The organism is Achromobacter sp. B7 (genome assembly GCF_003600685.1).
Classification (GTDB): Bacteria; Pseudomonadota; Gammaproteobacteria; order Burkholderiales; family Burkholderiaceae_B; genus Achromobacter; species Achromobacter spanius_B.
On sequence record NZ_CP032084.1, the window covers coordinates 599,094 to 619,234 of the forward strand.

General features: G+C 64.1%; 20 protein-coding genes. 13 read left to right on the forward strand and 7 right to left on the reverse strand.

Going from position 1 to position 20,141, the window contains the following annotated elements; genetic code table 11:
- Nucleotides 1-106: 106 nt before the first annotated feature.
- On the forward strand, nt 107-2,548 hold the full coding sequence (locus DVB37_RS02725) for a GNAT family N-acetyltransferase (protein WP_120153746.1): 2,442 nt from the start codon (nt 107-109) through the stop codon (nt 2,546-2,548).
- 120 nt (nt 2,549-2,668) lie between these two features.
- Here the strand turns inward: DVB37_RS02725 and DVB37_RS02730 are convergent, their stop codons facing one another.
- The 6 genes from DVB37_RS02730 to yjgA form a co-directional block, all read right to left on the reverse strand.
- Nucleotides 2,669-3,361 (reverse strand): isochorismatase family cysteine hydrolase, encoded by a 693-nt coding sequence (locus tag DVB37_RS02730; RefSeq protein ID WP_120153748.1) that lies wholly within the window; start codon nt 3,359-3,361, stop codon nt 2,669-2,671.
- A gap of 9 nt (nt 3,362-3,370) precedes the next feature.
- Complete coding sequence (locus tag DVB37_RS02735; protein ID WP_120153750.1) at nt 3,371-4,207, reverse strand: ABC transporter permease; 837 nt, start codon at nt 4,205-4,207, stop codon at nt 3,371-3,373.
- Between the two features lie 3 nt (nt 4,208-4,210).
- Nucleotides 4,211-5,023, reverse strand: a complete 813-nt coding sequence (locus tag DVB37_RS02740; RefSeq protein ID WP_120153753.1) for an ABC transporter ATP-binding protein — start codon at nt 5,021-5,023, stop codon at nt 4,211-4,213.
- Nucleotides 5,023-6,018 (reverse strand): ABC transporter substrate-binding protein, encoded by a 996-nt coding sequence (locus DVB37_RS02745; protein ID WP_046806098.1) that lies wholly within the window; start codon nt 6,016-6,018, stop codon nt 5,023-5,025. The genes DVB37_RS02740 and DVB37_RS02745 overlap by 1 nt, the downstream gene beginning before the upstream one ends.
- 407 nt (nt 6,019-6,425) lie before the next feature.
- Nucleotides 6,426-7,103 (reverse strand): alpha/beta hydrolase, encoded by a 678-nt coding sequence (locus tag DVB37_RS02750; protein WP_120153756.1) that lies wholly within the window; start codon nt 7,101-7,103, stop codon nt 6,426-6,428.
- 29 nt (nt 7,104-7,132) lie between these two features.
- Complete coding sequence (yjgA, locus tag DVB37_RS02755; protein WP_046806100.1) at nt 7,133-7,684, reverse strand: ribosome biogenesis factor YjgA; 552 nt, start codon at nt 7,682-7,684, stop codon at nt 7,133-7,135.
- A 58-nt stretch (nt 7,685-7,742) separates the two neighbouring features.
- Here yjgA and pmbA point away from each other — a divergent pair, with 58 nt between their 5' ends.
- From pmbA to erpA, 12 genes are all read left to right on the forward strand, one after another.
- Nucleotides 7,743-9,107 (forward strand): metalloprotease PmbA, encoded by a 1,365-nt coding sequence (gene pmbA, locus DVB37_RS02760; RefSeq protein WP_046806101.1) that lies wholly within the window; start codon nt 7,743-7,745, stop codon nt 9,105-9,107.
- A gap of 159 nt (nt 9,108-9,266) precedes the next feature.
- The gene (locus DVB37_RS02765; protein ID WP_120153758.1) at nt 9,267-10,361 is read left to right on the forward strand and encodes a TRAP transporter substrate-binding protein; all 1,095 of its coding nucleotides are present in this window, start codon (nt 9,267-9,269) and stop codon (nt 10,359-10,361) included.
- A 259-nt stretch (nt 10,362-10,620) separates the two neighbouring features.
- Nucleotides 10,621-11,775 carry an ABC transporter substrate-binding protein gene (locus DVB37_RS02770; protein ID WP_006226687.1) on the forward strand — a complete coding sequence of 385 codons (1,155 nt, stop codon included), beginning with the start codon at nt 10,621-10,623 and terminating at the stop codon, nt 11,773-11,775.
- Between the two features lie 172 nt (nt 11,776-11,947).
- Entirely contained in the window at nt 11,948-12,829 is an 882-nt protein-coding gene (locus DVB37_RS02775; protein WP_046806103.1) for a branched-chain amino acid ABC transporter permease, read from the forward strand.
- A gap of 3 nt (nt 12,830-12,832) precedes the next feature.
- On the forward strand, nt 12,833-13,714 hold the full coding sequence (locus DVB37_RS02780; RefSeq protein ID WP_046806104.1) for a branched-chain amino acid ABC transporter permease: 882 nt from the start codon (nt 12,833-12,835) through the stop codon (nt 13,712-13,714).
- A complete protein-coding gene (locus DVB37_RS02785) occupies nt 13,707-14,495 on the forward strand; it encodes an ABC transporter ATP-binding protein (RefSeq protein WP_120153760.1) in 789 nt (262 codons plus the stop codon). Before DVB37_RS02780 ends, DVB37_RS02785 begins: the two co-directional genes overlap by 8 nt.
- Nucleotides 14,496-14,550: 55 nt before the next feature.
- On the forward strand, nt 14,551-15,261 hold the full coding sequence (locus tag DVB37_RS02790) for an ABC transporter ATP-binding protein (protein WP_046806106.1): 711 nt from the start codon (nt 14,551-14,553) through the stop codon (nt 15,259-15,261).
- A 328-nt stretch (nt 15,262-15,589) separates the two neighbouring features.
- Nucleotides 15,590-16,018, forward strand: a complete 429-nt coding sequence (rplM, locus tag DVB37_RS02795; protein WP_006217309.1) for a 50S ribosomal protein L13 — start codon at nt 15,590-15,592, stop codon at nt 16,016-16,018.
- 9 nt (nt 16,019-16,027) lie between these two features.
- On the forward strand, nt 16,028-16,420 hold the full coding sequence (gene rpsI / locus DVB37_RS02800) for a 30S ribosomal protein S9 (RefSeq protein WP_006217310.1): 393 nt from the start codon (nt 16,028-16,030) through the stop codon (nt 16,418-16,420).
- Between the two features lie 221 nt (nt 16,421-16,641).
- Nucleotides 16,642-17,706, forward strand: coding sequence for an N-acetyl-gamma-glutamyl-phosphate reductase (gene argC, locus DVB37_RS02805; protein ID WP_046806107.1), 1,065 nt, complete (start codon nt 16,642-16,644; stop codon nt 17,704-17,706).
- 46 nt (nt 17,707-17,752) lie between these two features.
- Complete coding sequence (locus DVB37_RS02810) at nt 17,753-18,502, forward strand: DUF6776 family protein (RefSeq protein ID WP_371683101.1); 750 nt, start codon at nt 17,753-17,755, stop codon at nt 18,500-18,502.
- Nucleotides 18,503-18,588: 86 nt separating this feature from the next.
- Nucleotides 18,589-18,960 carry an iron-sulfur cluster insertion protein ErpA gene (gene erpA / locus DVB37_RS02815; protein ID WP_006217313.1) on the forward strand — a complete coding sequence of 124 codons (372 nt, stop codon included), beginning with the start codon at nt 18,589-18,591 and terminating at the stop codon, nt 18,958-18,960.
- A gap of 69 nt (nt 18,961-19,029) precedes the next feature.
- Here the strand turns inward: erpA and DVB37_RS02820 are convergent, their stop codons facing one another.
- Nucleotides 19,030-20,109, reverse strand: coding sequence for an anhydro-N-acetylmuramic acid kinase (locus DVB37_RS02820; protein ID WP_240434125.1), 1,080 nt, complete (start codon nt 20,107-20,109; stop codon nt 19,030-19,032).
- Nucleotides 20,110-20,141 lie beyond the last annotated feature (32 nt).

The window sequence follows — 20,141 nt, forward strand, 5'->3', positions numbered from 1 at the left end:
AGCGGCTGCGGCGCCACAAAAGCGGCGTCAGGCTGGGTCCACATCAAGCGGACGGCGGGCTTGTCTTGTTACGATGAACGGTATTTTAGATTAGGGCGTACCCCCTATGCTGCGACACGCGCTTGCCCCCATGTTCGAACCCAGTTCGCTGGTGATCGTTGCCGACCGGCCACTGCCGGCGGCGGGCTCTCTGTCGCCCGCGCTCAAGGCGAAGACCACGGTGGTCGATTGCCAGGCGGGCGCCGCGCCGGAATTGCCCGCCGCCCTGGAAGGCCTGGCGGCGGGAGCGAGGCCTGATCTGGCCCTGGTTTGCGTGTCGCCCGCCGTGCTGCCGGAAACACTGCGCCGCCTGTCGCCGCTGGCGCCGCGCGCCGTGATCCTGTTGCCGCACGAACTGCCCGATCCGTATCCGCGCGGCACCTGGGCGTTGTGTCGCGCGTGGGCGGAAGAGAACCGCTGCGAACTGCTGGGGCCGCGCTCGTTTGGCGCGCAGCGGCCGCACGCCGGGTTGAACTTCAGCCAGCACCCGGTGCTGGCGCGCGCGGGGCGCGTGGCGCTGGTGGCGCAGTCGCGCTCCATCATGGCCGCCGTCATGGACTGGGCCGAAGACGTGCACATCGGCTTTTCCACCGCCGTGTCGCTGGGCGACGAAGCGGTGGTGGGGCTGTCGAAAGTGCTGGATTACCTGGCCAGCGACCCGCGCACCGACAGCATCGTGCTGTACCTGGAAGACGTGGGGCCGGCGCGCGAATTCATGAGCGCGCTGCGCGCCGCGGCCAGCGTAAAGCCCGTCATCGTGCTCAAGGCGGGTCGGTCCGATGCCGACAGCGCCGACGCCATTTTCGATGCCGCCCTGCGCCGCGCGGGCGCGGTGCGCGTGCGCTACTTCGTGCAGCTGTTCTCGGCCGTGAAAGTGCTGGGCTATACGCGCCGCCCCAAGGGTCGGCGCGTGGCGCTGATCTCGAACGGCAGCGGGCCTCCGCAATTGGCCATGGACCTGATCGGCCCCGACGCCGCCGTGCTGCGCGCCGACCTGGCGCCCACCACCCGCCGCGCGCTGGAAGCCATGCTGGAGCCCGACGCCGCCTGCGACAACCCCGTCATTACCTACACGCCGCTGACGCCCGAACGCATCCGCGCCATTCTGGAAACGGTGCTGGACGACACGGGCGTGGATGGCGTGCTGGTGCTGCTGGCGCCTGACGCGCTGGCCGACATGCCCGCCGTGGCGCGCGAGCTGGCGCAGATTGCGCCCAGCGCGAAGAAGCCCGTCGTCACCTGCTTCATGGGCGACGCCGGCATGCGGCCGCTGCGCCGCATGCTGGACGATGCGGGCACGTCGGCGTTTCGTACGCCGGAATCGGCCGCCGACGCGTTCGGCGTGCTGGCCTCGCACCACTACAACCAGCAGTTGCTGCTGCAAACGCAACCGCAAGAACCCCCCACCCACGTGCCCGACCTGGCCGCCGCGCGCGAACTCATCGCGCGCGTGCGGGCGGATTGCCGCCGTGAATTGAATACGTCCGAAATCCGGACCTTGCTTGGCCTGTTCTACGTGCCGCTGCGCGACATGCCGGTGGAGGTGGCGTCCGCCGAACCCGAATCCCGCCCCATGGCGATCCGGGTGCGGCGCGATCCGCAGTTTGGCCCTGTCATCCGCTTTGGCGCGGGCGGGCCCGACGCGGTGCTGTCCGTGGCCGATCGCGGCATGGATCTGCCGCCGCTCAACGGCTTCCTGGCCCGTCAGCTGATCGAACGCAGCCGGCTGTGGCGCCGTGTGCTGGCGCCGCGTGTGGGCCATATGGCGGCCGAGTCGCTGCAACAGGCGGTGGTGCTGGTGTCTGAAATGGTGTCGGAATTGCCCGACATCGAAACGCTGGATATCGACCCCCTCTACGCCGGCGAAACCCATCTGCGCGCGGGCGGACTGCGCATGATGCTGACCGAAACGCCGGGCTGTGAAACGCCGCAGACGTCCGGTTATCCGCATATGGCGATCCATCCGTATCCCACGCGGCTGGTGCACGTGCGCCGCTTCAATGACGGCATTCCGTGGGTGCTGCGCCCTATCCGCCCGGAAGACGGCGAGGCCTTGCAGGAGTTCATTCGCGGCTTGTCCGAACGGTCGCGCTATATGCGCTTTGTGTCGATGATGCGTGAGCTGACACCGCGCATGGTGTCGCGTTATACGCAGGTGGATTACCACCGCGAACTGGCGCTGGTGGCGGCCACGCAGGTGCCCAACCCGGCCAACCGCGGCCATCCGCGCGAAGTGATCGTGGGCTTTGCCCACTATCTGCGCAACCCGGACGGGCGCGGTGCGGAATACGCGCTGGTGATCGGCGATGATTGGCAGCGGCGCGGCCTGGGTCGCCAGCTGATGACGGCGCTGATCGACGCCGCGCGCGAGCAGGGGCTGGAATACATTGATGGCCTGGTGCTGTCGACCAACCGGCCCATGCTGGCGCTGATGACCAGCCTGGGCTTTACCAACGACGCCGACCCGGAAGACCCGACGATGCGGCGCGTGTGGTTGGGCCTGGCCTAGGCGCCGACACGGCAACGCATCGGGTTGGCCCAGCTTGGCCCGGCCTGGCTGGGTCGGGCCTGGCCGGGCCGCCCATGATGCACCGCCTGTTGCCGGGTGTAGCCCGACGCGCCGTCGCCGTCAGGCGGTTTTCCGCACCGCCTCGGCCGGCGTCAGCCGCGCCGTTACCTCGTCCACCGACAGCACATCCCCAAAGAACAGCATCCAGCCCTGCAAGGCATGTTCGTGTTCGGCCGGCGTGACCGCCGCCAGCGCGTCGTCGACCATGATGGTGCGAAAGTCGCGCATCATCGCGTCGCGCGCGGTGGATTCGCAGCACACGTTGGTGACGGTGCCGGTGATCAGCAGCGTATCCACGCCCAGCCCGCGCAGCAGCGGTTCAAGCTCTGACGAGCCCGTCGCCATGGCGCTGTAGAAGCGCTTGACGACGCGCGGGTCGGCATCGTCCACGTGCAGGTCGGGGTGCAATTGAAACCCCGGCGAATCGCGGCGCAGCGTTTCCAGGCGCCGCTTGCTGCGTTCGGGCGTCAGCATCACCCCGTGGTGATGCGACCAGAATGCGTCGGCGTTGTCCGACGCCGTCTGCACCCACACTACCGTCCCGCCCGCCGCGCGCACCGTGTCGCACAGCCGGTTGATCGGCGCGATGATGTCACGCGCCGGGGCGCATTCGCCTTGATAGCCGGGCAGGGTGAAGTACTGCTGCATGTCGATCACGACCACCGCGCAACGCGCTGCCGGCAGAGTGTCGTAGGGATGCAGGCGCCCTTGCCGGGCCACGACGCGGTCTTGTACCCATTGCGGAAATTCCATGACGCCTCCTTAGCCGTAGCGCCGCGCCACGGCGGCTTCGACGCGATAGATGATTAGGTACATCACGCTGGAGATCAGCGCCAGCATGGCAATTGCCGTCATGACGATGTTCAGCTTGAACACCTGGCTGCCGTTCATGATGAGAAAACCCAGGCCGGAATCGGCCGACTGGAATTCGCCCACGATCACGCCCACCAGGGCCAGGCCGATGTTCATCTTCACGGCCGCGATCAACGTGGGCACGCTGCCCGGCAGCACTACCTTGGTCAGCACCTGCCAGCGGCTGGCGCCAAAGGTGTGGGCAAGCTTGACCTTGTTCTGGTCGATGCCGCGAAAGCCCGCGTACACGACCATGATGGTGACGAACACCGCGATGGCGACCGCCATGCCGTACACGGCGTAGTCAGACCCCAGCCACAGATAGAAGATCGGCACGAAGGCAATCTTGGGCATGGCGTTGGCCACCACCAGGAAAGGGTCCAGCACCTTGTACAGGAAGTCCGACCACCACAGCGCGGCCGCCACCACGATGCCGATCGCCATGCTCAGGGTGAAGCCGACCAGCGTGGCCGACAGCGTGGTCATGATGTGCCTGGCCAGATGGCCGTTGTTCCACAGGTCGATAAAGGTAGGCCACAGCGCGCTGGGGTAGCTGGTCAGCAGCGGGTTCACGATGTGCATGCGCGGCAGGATTTCCCACGCGCACAGGAACACGATCAGCAACAACGCCTGGCTTAGCCGGATATTGCGCTTCTTGGCGCGGTCCCGGCGCAGGTAGTCCAGGTATTTGGCGCTGGGCGCGGGTACGGCGCGCAGGGGAACGGTGTTGGCAACGGGGGAATTCATCGATCAGCCCTCCACGTGGACGTCCAGCTCATCCCAGAGCTGTTTGAAATAGGCGTTGAATTCCGGCCGCGAGCGCGCCTGGAAGGGCGTGGGACGCGCACCGTCGCCGTAGTGGATGCGGTACTGGCTTTTCAGCCGGCCGGGGCGGCGCGACAGCACGATGACGCGATCCGTCATGGCGATGGCTTCACCGATATCGTGGGTGACCAGCACCACCGTCTTGCCCTCGCGCCGCAGGATGTCCACGACTTCGTCCGAGATGGCCAGGCGTGTCTGCGAATCCAGCGCCGAGAACGGCTCGTCCAGCAAAATCACGTCCGGCTCGGTGACCAGCGTGCGCGCCAGCGCGGCGCGTTGTCGCATGCCGCCCGACAGCTGGCGCGGCGTGTGCGTCAGGAACCCGCCCAGCCCGCACTTTTCAAGAATGTGCACGGCGCGCGCCTCGCTGCGCGCATCGCGCCGGCCCTGGATCTCGGCGCCCAGCATCACGTTGTCCAGGATGGTGCGCCATTCAAACAGATAGTCCTGCTGCAACATGTAGCCGATGCGCGGGTTCGGCTTGGTCACGCTTTGGCCATCGACCATGACGGCGCCCGATGTGGGCGGAATCAGGCCCGCAATCAACGACAGCAAGGTGCTTTTGCCGCATCCGCTTTGGCCGATCAGGCTGACGAATTCGCCCGGCGCCAGCGAGAACGACACGTTCGACAGCGCCTCGGTTTCGCCATCGGTCGTGAAGTACGACAGGCAGACGTCGCGCAGCTCGATTTTTGCCGTGGCGGTGGCCGGCTTCAGGTTATGGATGGCGGCTCCCATTACTGCACCTTGTTGGCAAAGTCGGCCACCACCACGTCCTCGTATTTCACGCGGGCGGAGTCCTTCATGACGGCGCTGGCGATCAGCATGTCCTGCAACTTGTTCATGGCCTCGGCGGTGACCAGTGGCGACGTCTTCCAGATCTGGTATTGCTTGTAGCGCTCGATGGCTTCCGTGACGGCGCCCTGGTCCATGCCCGGGAAGAACGTCATGATCTGCGGCGCCAGCGTTGCGGCCGGCGTGTCCTTCACGTACTTCTCGGCGCGCGCCACCACATTGGTCCAGGCCTGGATGACCTTGGGGTTGTCGCGGATGTATTTGTCGGTGGCGGTGAAGACGGTGTAGTCCACCTGGCCGACTTCATGGCCCACCGACGCAACGATGTACCCCTTGCCGTTGCGCACCAGCTCGCCGGCCTCGGGCTCCAGGAAGATGCCGTATTCACCCTGGCCCGCCATCCAGGCGCCCGCACGCGCCGGGATGCCGATGTTGTTCAGCAGCTTGACGTCTTTTTGCGGATCCAGGCCATGCTTGCGCAACGCGGTTTCCAGGAACACGATGGGGTTCGAGCCGGGTCGAAACCCGATGACTTCCTTGCCCTTAAGCATCGACCAGTCAAACTTGTCGACCGGCTTGCGCGCCAGCAGGAAGAAGCCATCGGTGGCGGTCAGCCCGGCAAAGATCTTCGGTTTGACCGGCGATTCGCTGTTCTGCACATAGATGGAAGCCTCGGGCCCGATCAGCACAATGTCCGCGCTGCCCGACAGCAAGGCGGTCATGCCCTTGTCGGTTCCCTGCGAGGTTTTCATGGACACGTCCAGTCCGGCGTCCTTGAAGTATCCCTGTGACAGGGCCACGTACTTGGGCACGTAAAGCACGGATCGCACCACTTCTTCGTAGCGCACCTTCACGGGGGGATTCAGGGCTTGGGCCTGGGCGGCCAAGGGAGCAAACAGCGCAAGCAGCGCCGCGCCCGCCAGGCGGGGAAGTGGCATGGATTTCACGGGACTTTCTCCTGCGTCTTATATGGCACGCCGAAACCCGGCGCAGCATGGCCAATGGGGTTGAATCGACAGCAACAACAGGGAAGCCCGAACACCAGCAGCCCGGGCCGATAAGGCATGGATCGAATACTATATTCAAGCAGCGGGCGTAGACAAGCTTTTTGGGATTGGCGTTTTTCTCTATGGACGAGGGCCGGCGAAGCCCGGAAAATTCAGGGCTTGAATACCACTTGGTATACCAAAGGGGTTTTTGCCGGATTGTCGGCAGGGGGCTGGAGCCGGCTTGCCTGGGGCAATGCCCAGGGCACGGCGGCGTGCCGCAAGCGGGTCCCGGCAGCCGGCAAGATCAGGCGTGGCGGGCCGGCAAGCCCGGCGCGCGCCTGAACATCACTGCTGCTTCAGGCAAGCACGCTATTCAAGAACGCCGAGATATCGCGGACTTCTTCGGCGCACACCGAATGCGGCATCGGGTACGTGTGCCAGCGCACGTCATAGCCCAGGCGCTTCAATTCCGTCACCGACGCCTCGGCGCGCGCCAGCGACACAACCGGGTCGTGCAGGCCATGCGCCATGAAGATCGGCGTGGCTTGGTTGGCGCCGTGGCGTTCGGCTTCGGCGGTGTTCAGCAGCGGCAGATAGCCCGACAGCGCCATCATGCCCGCCAGCTTTTCGGTCAGCCGCAAGCCGGTGTGCAAGGTCATCGCGCTGCCTTGCGAGAAGCCCGCCAGCACGATGTTCGACGTCGGGATGCCGCGCGCGTTTTCACGCGCGATCAGCTTGTGGATGGCGGCTTCGGAAGCGCGGATGCCCTTGGCGTCTTCCACACGGACCAGGTCCATGACCAAAATGTCATACCAGGACCTCATCGACATGCCGTTGTTGATCGTCACGCGCTGCACCGGCGCGTTCGGAAACACAAAGCGCACGCCCAGCCCTGCGGGCAGGTCCAGTTCCGGCACGATGGGGGCGAAGTCGTTGCCATCCGCGCCCAAGCCGTGCAGCCAGATGACGGCGTGTGTGGGGTTAGGGGCGGTTTCGATCTCGATGCAGTCGAGCAGGTCGTTGGAAGCGTTCATGGACGGCCGAAAAAAATCAAAAGGGGGAATCAGAGCGTCAAGGTCTTCAAGGCCTGGAACAGCGCGCGATAGTGCTTCTTTTGCGGCTCCTGGCCTTGCAGCAGCGAGGCATTGCCCAGCTTTTCCTTGCGCGCGGCGCGGATCAGCGTGCGCAATTGCTGCGCATCCGCTTGTGGATTGTTCGCCAGCAGCTTGGTCAGCGTGTCGTCGTCGTCCAGCAGGCGGTCGCGCAGGGCTTCCAGCCGGTGCATGGCGGCGGTTTCTTCGCGCGAGCCGTTTTCCCACACATCCAGCTGGGCGCGGATCTCGTCGGCGGGCGCGTCGCGCATCAGCTTGCCCACAAAGTGGATCTGCCGGCGGCGGCCTTCGCGGCCCGTCGTGCGCTGCGCCGTGCGGATTGCCTCATAGAGGCGCTCGGCCAGCGGCAATTGCTTGAGGCGGTCGGGGGACAGTTCGATCAGCTGTTTGCCCAGGTCCAGCAAGGCGTGCATTTCACGCTTGACCTGGGACTTGCTGGGACGGTCGTAGCCGTTCTCGTCGTAACCGTCGTCGACGGATTCTTCTTCAGTATGGGAATTCATGGAAAACTGCGCAATGACAGACTTGGCTATGATAACCGTCTCTGCAAATTGGACAGCAATGGTTAAAACCTCCTCATCCTTGCCGCTGGCGGCGAATCACGCGCGTTTTTCCGAACTCGTTGAGCAAACCCTCGCCTACGCGCGCCAGATTGGCGCTTCGGACGCGGCGGCGGAAGTCTCGGAAAGCCTGGGGCTGTCGGTCTCGGTACGCAAGAACGACATCGAAACCGTTGAGCAGACACGCGATCGCTCGCTGGACCTGACGGTTTACGCCGGCCAAAGCCGCGGGTCGGCCTCGACGTCCGACTTCTCTGAAGCCGCCCTGCGCCAGACGGTCGAAGCCGCCTGGCACATCGCCCGCCACACCGCCGCCGATCCGGCCGCCGGCCTGCCCGACGCCGACCAACTGGCCACGGAATTCCCCGATCTGGACCTGCACCACGCCTGGACGGTGTCCACCGAGGAAGCCGCCGAACTCGCCTTGCGCGCCGAACGCGCGGCGCGTGACGTCGATCCGCGCATCACGAATACCGATGGCGCCACCGTGGGCACCTACGAAGGCCAGTTCGTCATGGGCAACAGCCGTGGCTTTATGGGCGGCTACCCGTATTCGCGCCACAGCCTGTCCGTGGCGCCTATCGCCGGCCGGGGCAACGGCATGCAGCGCGACTACTGGTACACGTCCGAACGCGACCCGGCCAACCTGGCATCCCCCGAAGCCATCGGCCGCTACGCCGCCGAACGCACGTTGTCGCGCCTGTCGGCCCGCCGCATTCGCACCGGCAAGTTCCCGGTCCTGTTCGAAGCGCCCCTGGCGCTGGGCCTGGTCGGCGCGCTGACGCAAGCCGTCAACGGCGGGGCGCTGTATCGCAAGGCCAGCTTTCTGCTGGACGCGCTGGGCAAGCCCATTTTCCCCAAGCACATCAACCTGACCGAAGACCCGCACATTCCCGGCGCCATGGGCAGTTCGCCGTTTGACGACGAAGGCGTGCGCACCCGCCGCCGCAACGTTGTGTCGGCCGGCGTGCTGGAAGGCTACTTCCTGTCCAGCTACACCGCGCGCAAGTTGGGCATGGCCACCACCGGCAACGCCGGCGGCTCGCACAACCTGGTGTTCAGCTCCACGCTGACCAAGCGCGGCGACGACTTCGAAGCCATGCTCAAGAAGATGGGCACGGGCTTCCTGGTCACCGAGCTGATCGGTCAGGGCGTCAACTACGTCACCGGCGATTACTCGCGCGGTGCGTTTGGCTACTGGGTGGAAAACGGCAAGATCCAGCACGCGGTGCAGGAAATCACCATCGCCGGCAATCTGGCCGACATGTTCCAGCAGATCGTTGCCGTGGGCGCGGACACCATTTCGCGCGGCACGAAGACCACCGGCTCGATCCTGATCGAGCAAATGGCCATCGCCGGCACCTGAGCCATGAGCGCGCTCGCGGGCGCGCTCATCCATCCTGCCGAATGCATTGGGATGGGGGCCGCGCGGCTGGGGAATTCCTCTAGCGCCCGGCACGGCCTCACCGTGTAATATCCGGCGGGTATTGCTCGACGTACCCCGAAGCTGCTGAGGAGCATTGCGATGCAACGACGTTCATTCTTGAAGCATGCCGGACTGGGCGCCGTTGCAACCGGCGCCGCCGTCAGCGCGCCTGCGTTCGCGCAAGACATGCCGTCCTTGAGCTGGCGCCTTGCCTCTGCATTTCCCAGCGCGCTGGACTTGCGCATCGGCGCGGGCGAACAGTTTTGCAAGTTCGTCACGGAATCCACCGGCGGCAAGTTCAATATCCGTCATTTCCCGGAAGGCGAAATCGTACCGGCCGCCGACCTGCTTGAAGCCGTCTCCACCAACAAGGTGGAATGCGGACACGGCTCGTCGCGCGCCTATCACGCCAAGAACCCCGCCTTTTGCTTCGATGCCGCCGTGCCCTTCGGGCTGACGGCGCGCCAGATGAACGCCTGGATGAGCGAGGGCGACGGCCTGCGCCTGACCCGCGAACTGTTCAAACCCGAAAAGATCATCAACTTCCCGCTGGGCAATACCGGCGCCCAGATGGGCGGCTGGTACACGCGGGAAATCAAGCGCCAGGCTGACCTGAAAGACCTGAAAATGCGCGTCTCCGGCCTTGGCGCCGACGTGCTGGCCCGGCTGGGCGTAGCGCCGCAGCCGGTCACCCAGGTGCCGCTTGCCGAGGCCTTCGACAAAGAAGGGCTGCAAGCCATCGCGGGGGCGGGCGCCTATGACGACGCCAAGCTGGGCTTCAATAAAGTAGCTAAGTATTACTACGGACCCGGCTGGTGGGTGCCCGGCGAGCAGCTGTCGCTATATATCAATGACGACGCCTGGAACAAGCTGCCCAAGCATTACCAGTCCATCGTGCAGGCCGCCGCGTTGGCTGCTCACGTGTCGCTGACTGCCCGCTACGACGCGCGCAACCCGGCAGCGCTGGCGCAACTGGCGGCAAGCGGCGTGCAAGTGCGCGCTTTTCCGCGATCCATCATGGACGTGGCATTCGAGGCCACGCAACAGGTCTACAAGGACTTGTCGGCCAAAGACCCGAAATTCAAGGCAATACACGACAGTTACATGGGCTTTCGCGACAGCGAAATGCCGTGGTTCCGCCTGACCGAAAACGCTTACGGCCAGTACGTGGCCGTGGCGTTGTCGGGACGGTAGAAGGAGGGCGCCGGACGCCGAATGGCATTCGGTGCAAAGTAGGGTTTTTGCTAGTAATAGCGCATTTTTTACAAAAAAATGGGCGGTTTTCGGGCTTTTCTCGAACCACATTCGAGTTTCGGCCTGATACAAAGGAGTAATATCCCGGGTCTTGACGCGCAATCATGGCGCCTTTAGGCGGCATATGACGTCAATCCGGCGGGATTACACCAGCCCGGATTACCAATATTCCGAGACAGACTTTAAGGTGGTATCAACCATGCAATCCAAGACCAAGAAGCTGCTGGCTGCGCTGATCGCCGCTGGTATCGTCCCGGCTGCGCACGCGGCTGACATCAAGCTGGGCGTGGCAGAAGCCCTGTCCGGCGGCGCCGCCCAGTACGGCGTGTCGATCCGTAACGGTTTCCAGCTTGCCGCTGATGAAATCAACGCTGCGGGTGGCATCAACGGCAACAAGCTGGTGCTGGTTGTCGAAGACGAACAAGGCAAGAAAGAAGAAGCCATCAACGTCTTCAAGAAACTGATTTTCAAAGACAACGTCCTGATGGTCTTTGGCCCGACGCTGTCCAACTCGGCCCAAGCCGCTGACCCGATCGCGCAAGCGGCCAAGACGGTCGCCTTCGGCACGTCCAACACCGCCGATGGCATCACCTCCATCGGCAACTACGTGTTCCGCAACTCGGTCACCGAAGCCGACGTGCTGCCGGCCACGATTTCCACCGTCAAGGCAAAGACCGGCCTGAAGAACGTGGCCGTGCTTTACGGTAACGACGACGTCTTCACCAAGAGCGGCTACGACAACTTCAAGAAGGCCCTGGAAGACCAGAAGATCCCGGTCACCACGACCGAAACGTTCGCCAAGGGCGACGTGGACTTCAAGGCCCAGCTGACCAAGATCAAGGGCACCAACCCCGACGCCATCGTGCTGTCCGCACTGCTGGCCGAAGGCGCCCCGATCATGGTGCAAGCGCGCCAACTGGGCCTGAACGTGCCGGTCATCGGCGGCAACGGCATGAACTCGGTCAAGATTTTCGACCTGGCCCCTGGCGGCGCATCGAACAATCTGTGGATCGGCAGCCCGTGGTCCATCGAGAACAAGGCCCCCGAGAACGTCAAGTTCATCGACGCCTACAAGGCCAAGTTCAACGGTTCGCCGGACCAGTTCGCGGCTCAGTCGTATGACGCCATGTACATCGTGGCCCAGGCACTGAAGAACACCAAGATCACCGGCGAATTGCCCAAGGACCGTGCCGCGCTGCGCGACGCGCTGCCGTCCGTGACCTGGACCGGCGCCACCGGCGCGTTCAAGTTCCGCCAAGCCAACGACCGCGCCGGCAAGCCCGCCGGCTACGACGCCGACCAGGCGCCGATCGTCAGCGTGACCAAGGACGGCAAGTACGTCATCGAAAAGTAAGCGCTACGCATCCCCGCGCGGGGGGATGCGCCTTGCGGGCAGCCCACAGGCTGGCCGCAAGGCGCTTTTTATCGCAGGGCCGTCCCAATAAAAGCCATGCCGTCTTCGCGGGCGGCGTCAGGCCATGCAGTGGGCGCTGCATGGGGCCCTCATAGATCTGGAAAGTCCCATCATGTTCGAACAACAATTCGTCAATGCCTTGTCGCTGGGCTGTGTGTATGCACTGTTCGCGCTGGGCTTCACGCTGATCTTCGGCGTGCTCGGGGTGATCAACCTGGCGCATGGCGCCGTCTTCATGGTTGGCGCCTACGCGGCACTGTTCGTGGTTCAGCAATTCGGCCTGCCCTTGTGGGCGGCGCTGATGGTCGCGTTCTTTGTGGCCGGCTTCACCGGGGTCATCATCGATTACCTGGTCCTCAAGCCGCTGCGCAAGCGCAACGCACCCCACTTGATCCCCATGATCGCCACGATTGGCGTGGGCATCATCCTGAATAACGGCGCCCAGAGCATCTTTGGCGCCAGCAACCTGCGCTTTCCGCACGGTACCGTGCCCGAGGAAGTGATCGAGGTCGCCGGCCTGCACCTGACCGTGATCGAGCTGGGCATCATCTTCCTGTCGTTCGCGTTGATGGCCGTGCTGATGTACGTCATGCGCCGCACGCAGTTCGGCCGCGCGCTGCGCGCCATCGCCGAATCGCCCAAGGCCGCCTGGCTGCTTGGCATCAACGTTGAAAAGCTGTTCGTCACGACCTCGTTCGCTGCCGCCGCCCTGGGTGGCGTGGCCGGCGTGCTGATCGGCCTGTATTCGAACGCGCTGTTCCCGCTGATGGGCCAGCCGATGCTGCACAAGGGCATCGCGGTCATCATCCTGGGCGGCATGGGCGACATACGCGGCGCCATGCTGGGCGGTCTGTTCCTGGGATTCGCCGAGGTGCTGTCGGTGGCCTACATCGGCTCCACCATGCGCGACGCGGTGGCATTCGGCCTGCTGTTCCTGATCCTGCTGGTGCGCCCGCAAGGTCTGTTCGGCAAAGTGGTTCAACGCAAGGCTTAAAGAATGAGCGGATTCGAAAACTTCTGGGCCATTTACGGCAACCTGGTGCTTACGCTGGGCACCAACGCATTGCTGGCCCTCTCCATCTGGCTGACCCTGGCCTGCGGCATGCTGGCCATGGCCAACGCCGCCTTCATGGGCATCGGGGCGTACACCGCCGCGCTGCTCACCATGAACTACGACGCGCCGTTCTCGGTTGCGCTGGCCGGGGGCATGGCCGCGCCCGCGCTGGTGGCGGCGTTGATCGGTTTGCCAACCTTGCGCCTGTCCGGGGTCTACCTGGCCATGGCCACGCTGGGCTTTGGCGAAGTGGTGCGCGTCACCATCCTGAACACCGAATCCATTACCGGCGGCGCGCTGGGGCTGAACGGCATCCCGCAGCTGACGCAGTGGTGGCATGTGGTGCTGGCGGTCGTCATCGTGCTGTTCGTGCTGTGGCGCGTGCGCGCCTCCAAGATCGGACGCTCGTTCGACGCCATTCGTGGCGACGAAACGGCGGCCGGCTTGATGGGCATCGACGTGCGCGCCAACAAGATGCTGGCCTTCGTGGCCGGCGCGATGATCGCGGGTCTGGCTGGCGCGCTGAACGCGCACCTGACCTTCTTCATCGGTCCCAATGAATACGGTTTCGACCGTGGCGTTGAAATCCTGACCATGGCCATCCTGGGCGGCATCGGCGGTTTGGCCGGTCCCGTGCTGGGCAGCTTCATCATTACCGTGTTGCCCGAGCTGCTGCGCGGTTTTGCGGATCTGCGCCTGGTCGCCAACGGAGTGATTCTGGTGGTGATTGTGTTGTTCCTGCCGCAGGGCATCTGGGATCCGGCGCGCTTCAAGCGCTGGATGCGTCAAGGCCGGGGCGGCCAGGGAGGCAAGCGCCATGCTTGAGCTTTCTTCCGTCTCCAAGAGCTTCGGCGGCCTGCATGTGCTGCATGACGTCAACCTGTCGGTGCCCGAGGGTTCCATCTTCGGCTTGATCGGCCCGAACGGCGCCGGCAAGACCACGGTGTTCAACCTGATCACCGGGCTGTTGCCGCCCAGCGGCGGCACCATCACGTTCAACGACCAAAGCGTCCTGTCCAAGAAGCCGCACAGCATCACGCGCATGGGCATCGCCCGCACGTTCCAGAATATTCGTCTCTTCAAAGAGATGACGCTGCTGGAAAACGTGGTGGTGGGCGCCTATCGGCACATGAACTACGGCTTTCCCAGCCTGCTGCTGGGCCTGCCGGGTTACCGCGAGCACGAAAAACGTGCCCGCGAGCGCGCGCACGAATTGCTGACGTGGATGCGCCTGGATCACAAGGCAAACGATCTGGCCGACAACCTGTCCTACGGCGAACAGCGCCGCCTGGAGCTGGCGCGCGCGCTGGCCACCGAGCCCAAGCTGCTGCTGCTGGACGAGCCGGTCGCGGGCATGAATACCGGCGAACGCGCCGAGCTCATGCGCGAGATCCTGGCCATTCGGGATCGCGGCTACACCATCCTGATGATCGAACACGATATGCGCTTCGTCATGGGCCTGTGCGAACGCATCGCGGTGCTGAACTTTGGCAAGATCATCGCTTGCGGCGGCCCCGACGAAATCCGCAACAACGAGCAGGTCATCGAGGCCTATCTGGGCCGCGAAGACGACGAAGACACCGAACAAGTGGAGGCCGCCAAATGAGTCGCCGGGCTGCTCCCAAGATGAATACCGTAGCGCGTTGCGCGGAGGCTGCACAATGAGCGCAATGCTTGAAGTCCGCGGACTCGAAGTCAACTACGGCCACATCGAAGCCGTGCGCGGCATCGACCTGGACCTGAACGCCAACGAGATCACCGCCCTGGTCGGCGCCAACGGCGCCGGCAAGTCCACCACGCTGCTGGCGCTGTCGGGCCTGTTGCCCAAGGCGCGCGGCCGCGTCCTGTTCGAAGGCGAAGACATCACCAACCTGGCGCCGCACCAACTGGTGGCGCGCGGGATCGTGCAGGTGCCGGAAGGCCGCGCCATCCTGACCACCATGACGGTGCTGGAAAACCTGGAGCTGGGCGCGTATCGCCGTGGCCTGAAGAACGTGGCTTCCGACCTGGAATACGTGTTCAACCTGTTTCCGCGCCTGAAGGAACGGATCACGGGCATCGCCGGCAACCTGTCGGGTGGCGAACAACAGATGCTGGCGATTGGCCGGGCCCTGATGGCCAAGCCGCGCCTGCTGCTGCTGGACGAGCCGTCCATGGGCCTGGCGCCGATCGTCGTGCAGGAAATTTTCCGTTCGCTGCGCGCCATCAACGCCGATGGGCTGACCCTGTTCCTGGTGGAGCAGAACGTGCGTCAGGCGCTGAAGATCGCGCAAAGCGGGTATGTGCTGGAAAACGGCGCCATGGCGCTGACCGGCACGGGCCGCGAACTGCTGGGCCACCCGCGCGTGCTGGAAGCCTACCTGGGCGCCTGAGCGCGCCGGGCTCTGGCCGGCCCGGGCGCGGGCGATTTGTCCCTGGATTTTTCTGTGCGCTGGCTGCAACGTTGCTTGCGGCCAGCCGCCACCTGACTTCTTTTCGCTTGCCCAATCTTTGAGCAGCCGTGTTAGAATTTCAGGCTTTCCCTCATTTTGACTATTGCACGGGCGGGTAATAACGCTTAGGCGGGACGTCGATAAAGGCAAAACCCCGAACCGAATCCTTGGGTTGCGGTTCATCAGGTTTTTGGTTTTTGCCCAGTTGGGGAAAGAACACTGGCTAGACGTTCTAGTCAGCAAGAACTTTTTATTCTTAGGAACCATCATGAAGACCTTTGTGGCCAAGCCGCATGAAGTCCAACGTGACTGGTTTGTGATCGACGCCAAGGGCAAAGTCCTCGGTCGTGTGGCCAGCGAAGTCGCACGTCGTCTGCGTGGCAAGCACAAACCTGAATTCACGCCGCACGTTGATACTGGCGATTACATCGTCATCATCAACGCTTCCGATATCGTCGTTACCGGTACCAAGGCGAAGGACAAGAAGTACTTCCGCCACACCACGTACCCGGGCGGTATCCGCGAAACGAACTTCGAGAAAATGCAAGAGCGTTTTCCCGGTCGCGCCATTCAGAAGGCCGTCAAGGGCATGCTGCCCAAGGGTCCTCTGGGCTACGCCATGATCAAGAAGCTGAAGGTCTATGCTGGTGCCGAGCACCCGCACACCGCCCAGCAGCCCAAGACGCTGGATATCTAAGGAAACGCCATGATCGGTAACTGGAATTACGGAACCGGCCGTCGCAAAACTTCGGTGGCTCGCGTTTTCATCAAGAAGGGCACGGGTAAGATCGTTGTCAACGGCAAGCCCGTTGACGATTTCTTCGCCCGCGAAACTGGTCGCATGATCGTGCGCCAACCGCTGGAACTGACCGGCCACCTGGAATCGTTTGACATCAAAGTCAACGTCCACGGCGGCGGCGAAACCGGCCAGGCTGGCGCAGTCCGTCACGGCATCACGCGTGCCCTGATCGACTACGACGCGACCCTGAAGCCCGCACTGTCGCAAGCTGGCTTTGTGACCCGCGATGCCCGTGAAGTCGAACGTAAGAAGGTCGGCTTCCGCAAGGCACGTCGTCGCAAGCAGTTCAGCAAGCGTTAATGTTGCTGCAAAAAACCCGCTTCGGCGGGTTTTTTGTTTATGGGCATTGATGGCGGATGGGTGTCCGATTTGTCCCGCCCGCCTTCTGCAACGCGGAACTCCGCGCCGCCTTTTTCGGTCGGATGAGTCCAGATCGTTCCACGCGATGCTCGCGTCGGCGCAACCCTGTATTCTCCGGGCGATACAATCTGTTTTCGTCCTACGAAGAGTTCATACCTATCATGGCCCAAGCATCGAATACCCGTATCAAGGTTGGTATTGTCGGCGGCACCGGATATACCGGCGTCGAGCTGCTGCGCTTGCTGTCGCAGCATCCCAATGTGGAATTGACCGCCATCACGTCCCGCAAGGAAGACGGCTTGCCGGTCGCTGATATGTATCCGAACCTGCGCGGTCGCGTGAATCTGGCCTTCTCCGCGCCGGAAAAGGCGTCGCTGACCGAATGCGACGTGGTGTTCTTCGCGACCCCGCACGGGGTGGCGATGGCGCAAGCGCAAGAGCTGCTGGCCGCCGGAACCCGCATCATCGATCTGGCGGCGGACTTCCGCCTGCAGGACATCCCGACGTTCGAACGTTGGTACAAAATCCCCCACACGTGCCCCGAAATTCTGGCTGAAGCCCAGTACGGCCTGGTTGAGCTGAACCGCGAAGCCATCGCCAAGGCGCGCGTGATCGGCAACCCCGGCTGCTACCCGACCACCGTGCTGCTGGGCCTGGCCCCGTTGCTGGAAGGCGGCAAGGCCCTGGTCGACACGCAATCCCTGATCGCCGACTGCAAGTCGGGCGTGTCGGGCGCCGGGCGCAAGGCCGAGGTTGGCTCGCTGTTCTCCGAAGCGTCCGACAACTTCAAGGCGTACGGCGTGTCGGGTCACCGTCACCACCCGGAAATTTCGTCGCAGCTGGAAAAGATCTCCGGTGGCAAGGTCGGTCTGACCTTCGTGCCGCATCTGGTGCCGATGATCCGTGGCATGTTCTCGACGTTGTACGCGCGCATCCTGCCCGAAGCGCGCGACACGGACTTCCAGGCCCTGTTCGAAGAGCGTTACGCCAACGAGCCTTTTGTTGACGTCATGCCCGCCGGCAGCCTGCCCGAGACCCGGTCGGTACGCGCATCCAACAACCTGCGCATCGCCCTTAGCCGCCCCGACAACGGTGACCTGCTGATCGTCATGGTCGTGCAGGACAACCTGGTCAAGGGCGCTGCCGGCCAGGCCGTGCAGAACATGAACCTGATGTTCGGGTTTACCGAATCCACGGGCCTGGATCAGGTGGCAATCCTGCCTTGAGGCTTTGCACGGGCCGGCGGCGCAAGTGGCCGGCCCTGCGCGCTTTATGTCCGTCGACGCCCCGTCCTCCCACTCGCCATCCCGCCCAGCAGGCGGGATGCTGCGCATCGTTGCCGGGCTGCTGTTCGGCGTGCTGCTGGGAGGCGCCGTCGGTTACGGCTATGCGCTGCGGCAGGCTCGTCCGCCGGACGCCTTGGTGATCAGTACACAACAGGCCGAGGCGCAGGCAGAGGCCATGCGCCAGCAAAACGCCCAGCTGCGCTACACGCAAAGCCAGCTGGATACGGCGGACGGCGAGCTCGTCATTGAGCGGTCGGCGCGTCAAGAGCTTGAAACGCAGTTGCGCGTCGCCCAGGCCGAGGTCGGGCGGGTGCGCGACCAGCTGGCGTTCTACGAACAATTATTGCCTGCGGGCCCGGAAGGGTCGGTGGATATCCGGGGCGTGCAGATCGACCGTGAAGGCGGCGGCCTGCGCTACAAAGTGTTGTTGATGCGCAGCGGCCGCAATGGCGGCACGCCGTTTGCGGGCGCGTTGCGGTTTCAAGCCACGGGCGTGCTCAAGGGCGAAACCGTTACCGTCGACCTGGCGCCGATGCAGGTCAAGGCCGAGACCGGCCCGGTAACGACTACAGGCGAAACCACCACGGCCGCCTCGCTGGCGTTGCAGTTCGATCAGTACCAACGCAGCCAGGGCATCCTGGCCGTACCCGAGGGATTTGTCCCCGAAAGCGTGACCGTCAGCGTCCTGGAAGGCGAAACCGTCCGCGCGTCGCGAAGTGTCAAACTGGAACTTTGAGTCTAGTCAAGCCCTGCGCTATAGTGACACTATGCGAGCGCCGTTGCCGCTCACCGAAATATGGCCGACCCGGCCAGGAGTGAACCATGAATGCAGTAACCGAAACCGTCGATCTTCAGGCCGCCCCGCCTGTGCCCTTGGTCTTTACCGACTCGGCTGCCGCCAAAGTGAAGGATTTGCTGGCCGAAGAAGGCAACCCTGACCTGAAGCTGCGCGTCTTTGTCCAAGGTGGCGGCTGTTCGGGTTTCCAGTACGGCTTCACGTTTGACGAAGTCGTCAACGAAGACGACACCGTGCTGGACAAGGCCGGCGTCCAACTGCTGGTTGACCCGATGAGCTTCCAATACCTGGTCGGTGCCGAAATCGACTACAAGGAAGACTTGGAAGGCGCGCAATTCGTCATCCGCAATCCCAACGCCAGCACCACGTGCGGCTGCGGTTCCTCGTTCTCGGTGTAATAACCCTGGCAGGAAAGTAAAAGCCCTTCGGCACGCCGAAGGGCTTTTTGCATTGCAGTGATTGGGCGATCAGGCCGGATACAGCGCGCCCAGAATTCGCGGCCCGCGTGCACCCGTCACGGCGGGATGCCCGGCCGGCCGCCGCTGCACGAACGCCTGCGCCAGCCACGCAAAGGCCAATGCCTCGACCTGTTGTGCCGGCACGCCCAGCGCGTCGGTTGGCTGTACGGGCCGTTGCAGGCAGTACGCCAGCTCTTGCATCAGGCCCGCGTTGCGCGCGCCTCCTCCGCATACGAAGACGTCCTGCGTGCCCGCCGCCGCGGCATCGATGGCGTTTGCCACGGTGCGGGCGGTCAAGCGTTGCAGCGTGGCCTGCACGTCCTGGGGCGCGGGCTTTGGGCCGTCAAAGGCCGCCAGACGATCATCAAGCCATTGCAGGTTGAACAGGTCGCGCCCGGTGGACTTGGGCGCGGGCAGCGCAAACCACGGTTCGCTGGCGATCATCTGTTCCAGCAGCGGCGCCACCACCTGGCCGGTGGCGGCCCAGCGGCCGTCTGCGTCGTACGGCTGGCCCAGGTGACGCTGGCACCAGGCGTCCAGAAACACGTTCGCGGGGCCGGTATCGAAGCCACGCACGGGCTGGCCAGGAACAAGCAGGGTGACGTTGGCGATACCGCCCAGGTTGAGGACGGCACGGCCATGCGGCGTGCCGAAGATCGCCGCGTGAAAGGGCGGCACCAACGGCGCGCCCTGGCCCCCGGCGGCCACATCGCGGCTGCGAAAATCCGCTACGACGTCGATCCCGGTCAGTTCTGCAAGCAGCGCGGGCGCATTCAATTGCACCGTATATCCGCTATCGGGTCGGTGCCTGACGGTCTGGCCGTGCGCGCCGATGGCGATCACGTCGGTGGCATCCGCTGCGGCGTCCTGAAGCAGGGCGGAAACCGCTTGCGCATACAAGCGGGCAAGCGCATTGGCGGCCAAGGCGGCGCGAGCCAGCTCATCGTTGCCGGAAACGTTCAGCGCCAAGAGCTCGCGCCGCAGGTTTTCCGGCATGGGCAGGTTGGCGCTGGCCAGCACCTGCGGGGCCTGGGAGTCGCCCAGGCGCACCAGCACGCCGTCCACGCCGTCGACGCTTGTGCCGGACATCAAGCCGATATAAAGCCCCTGGTGTGCGGGCG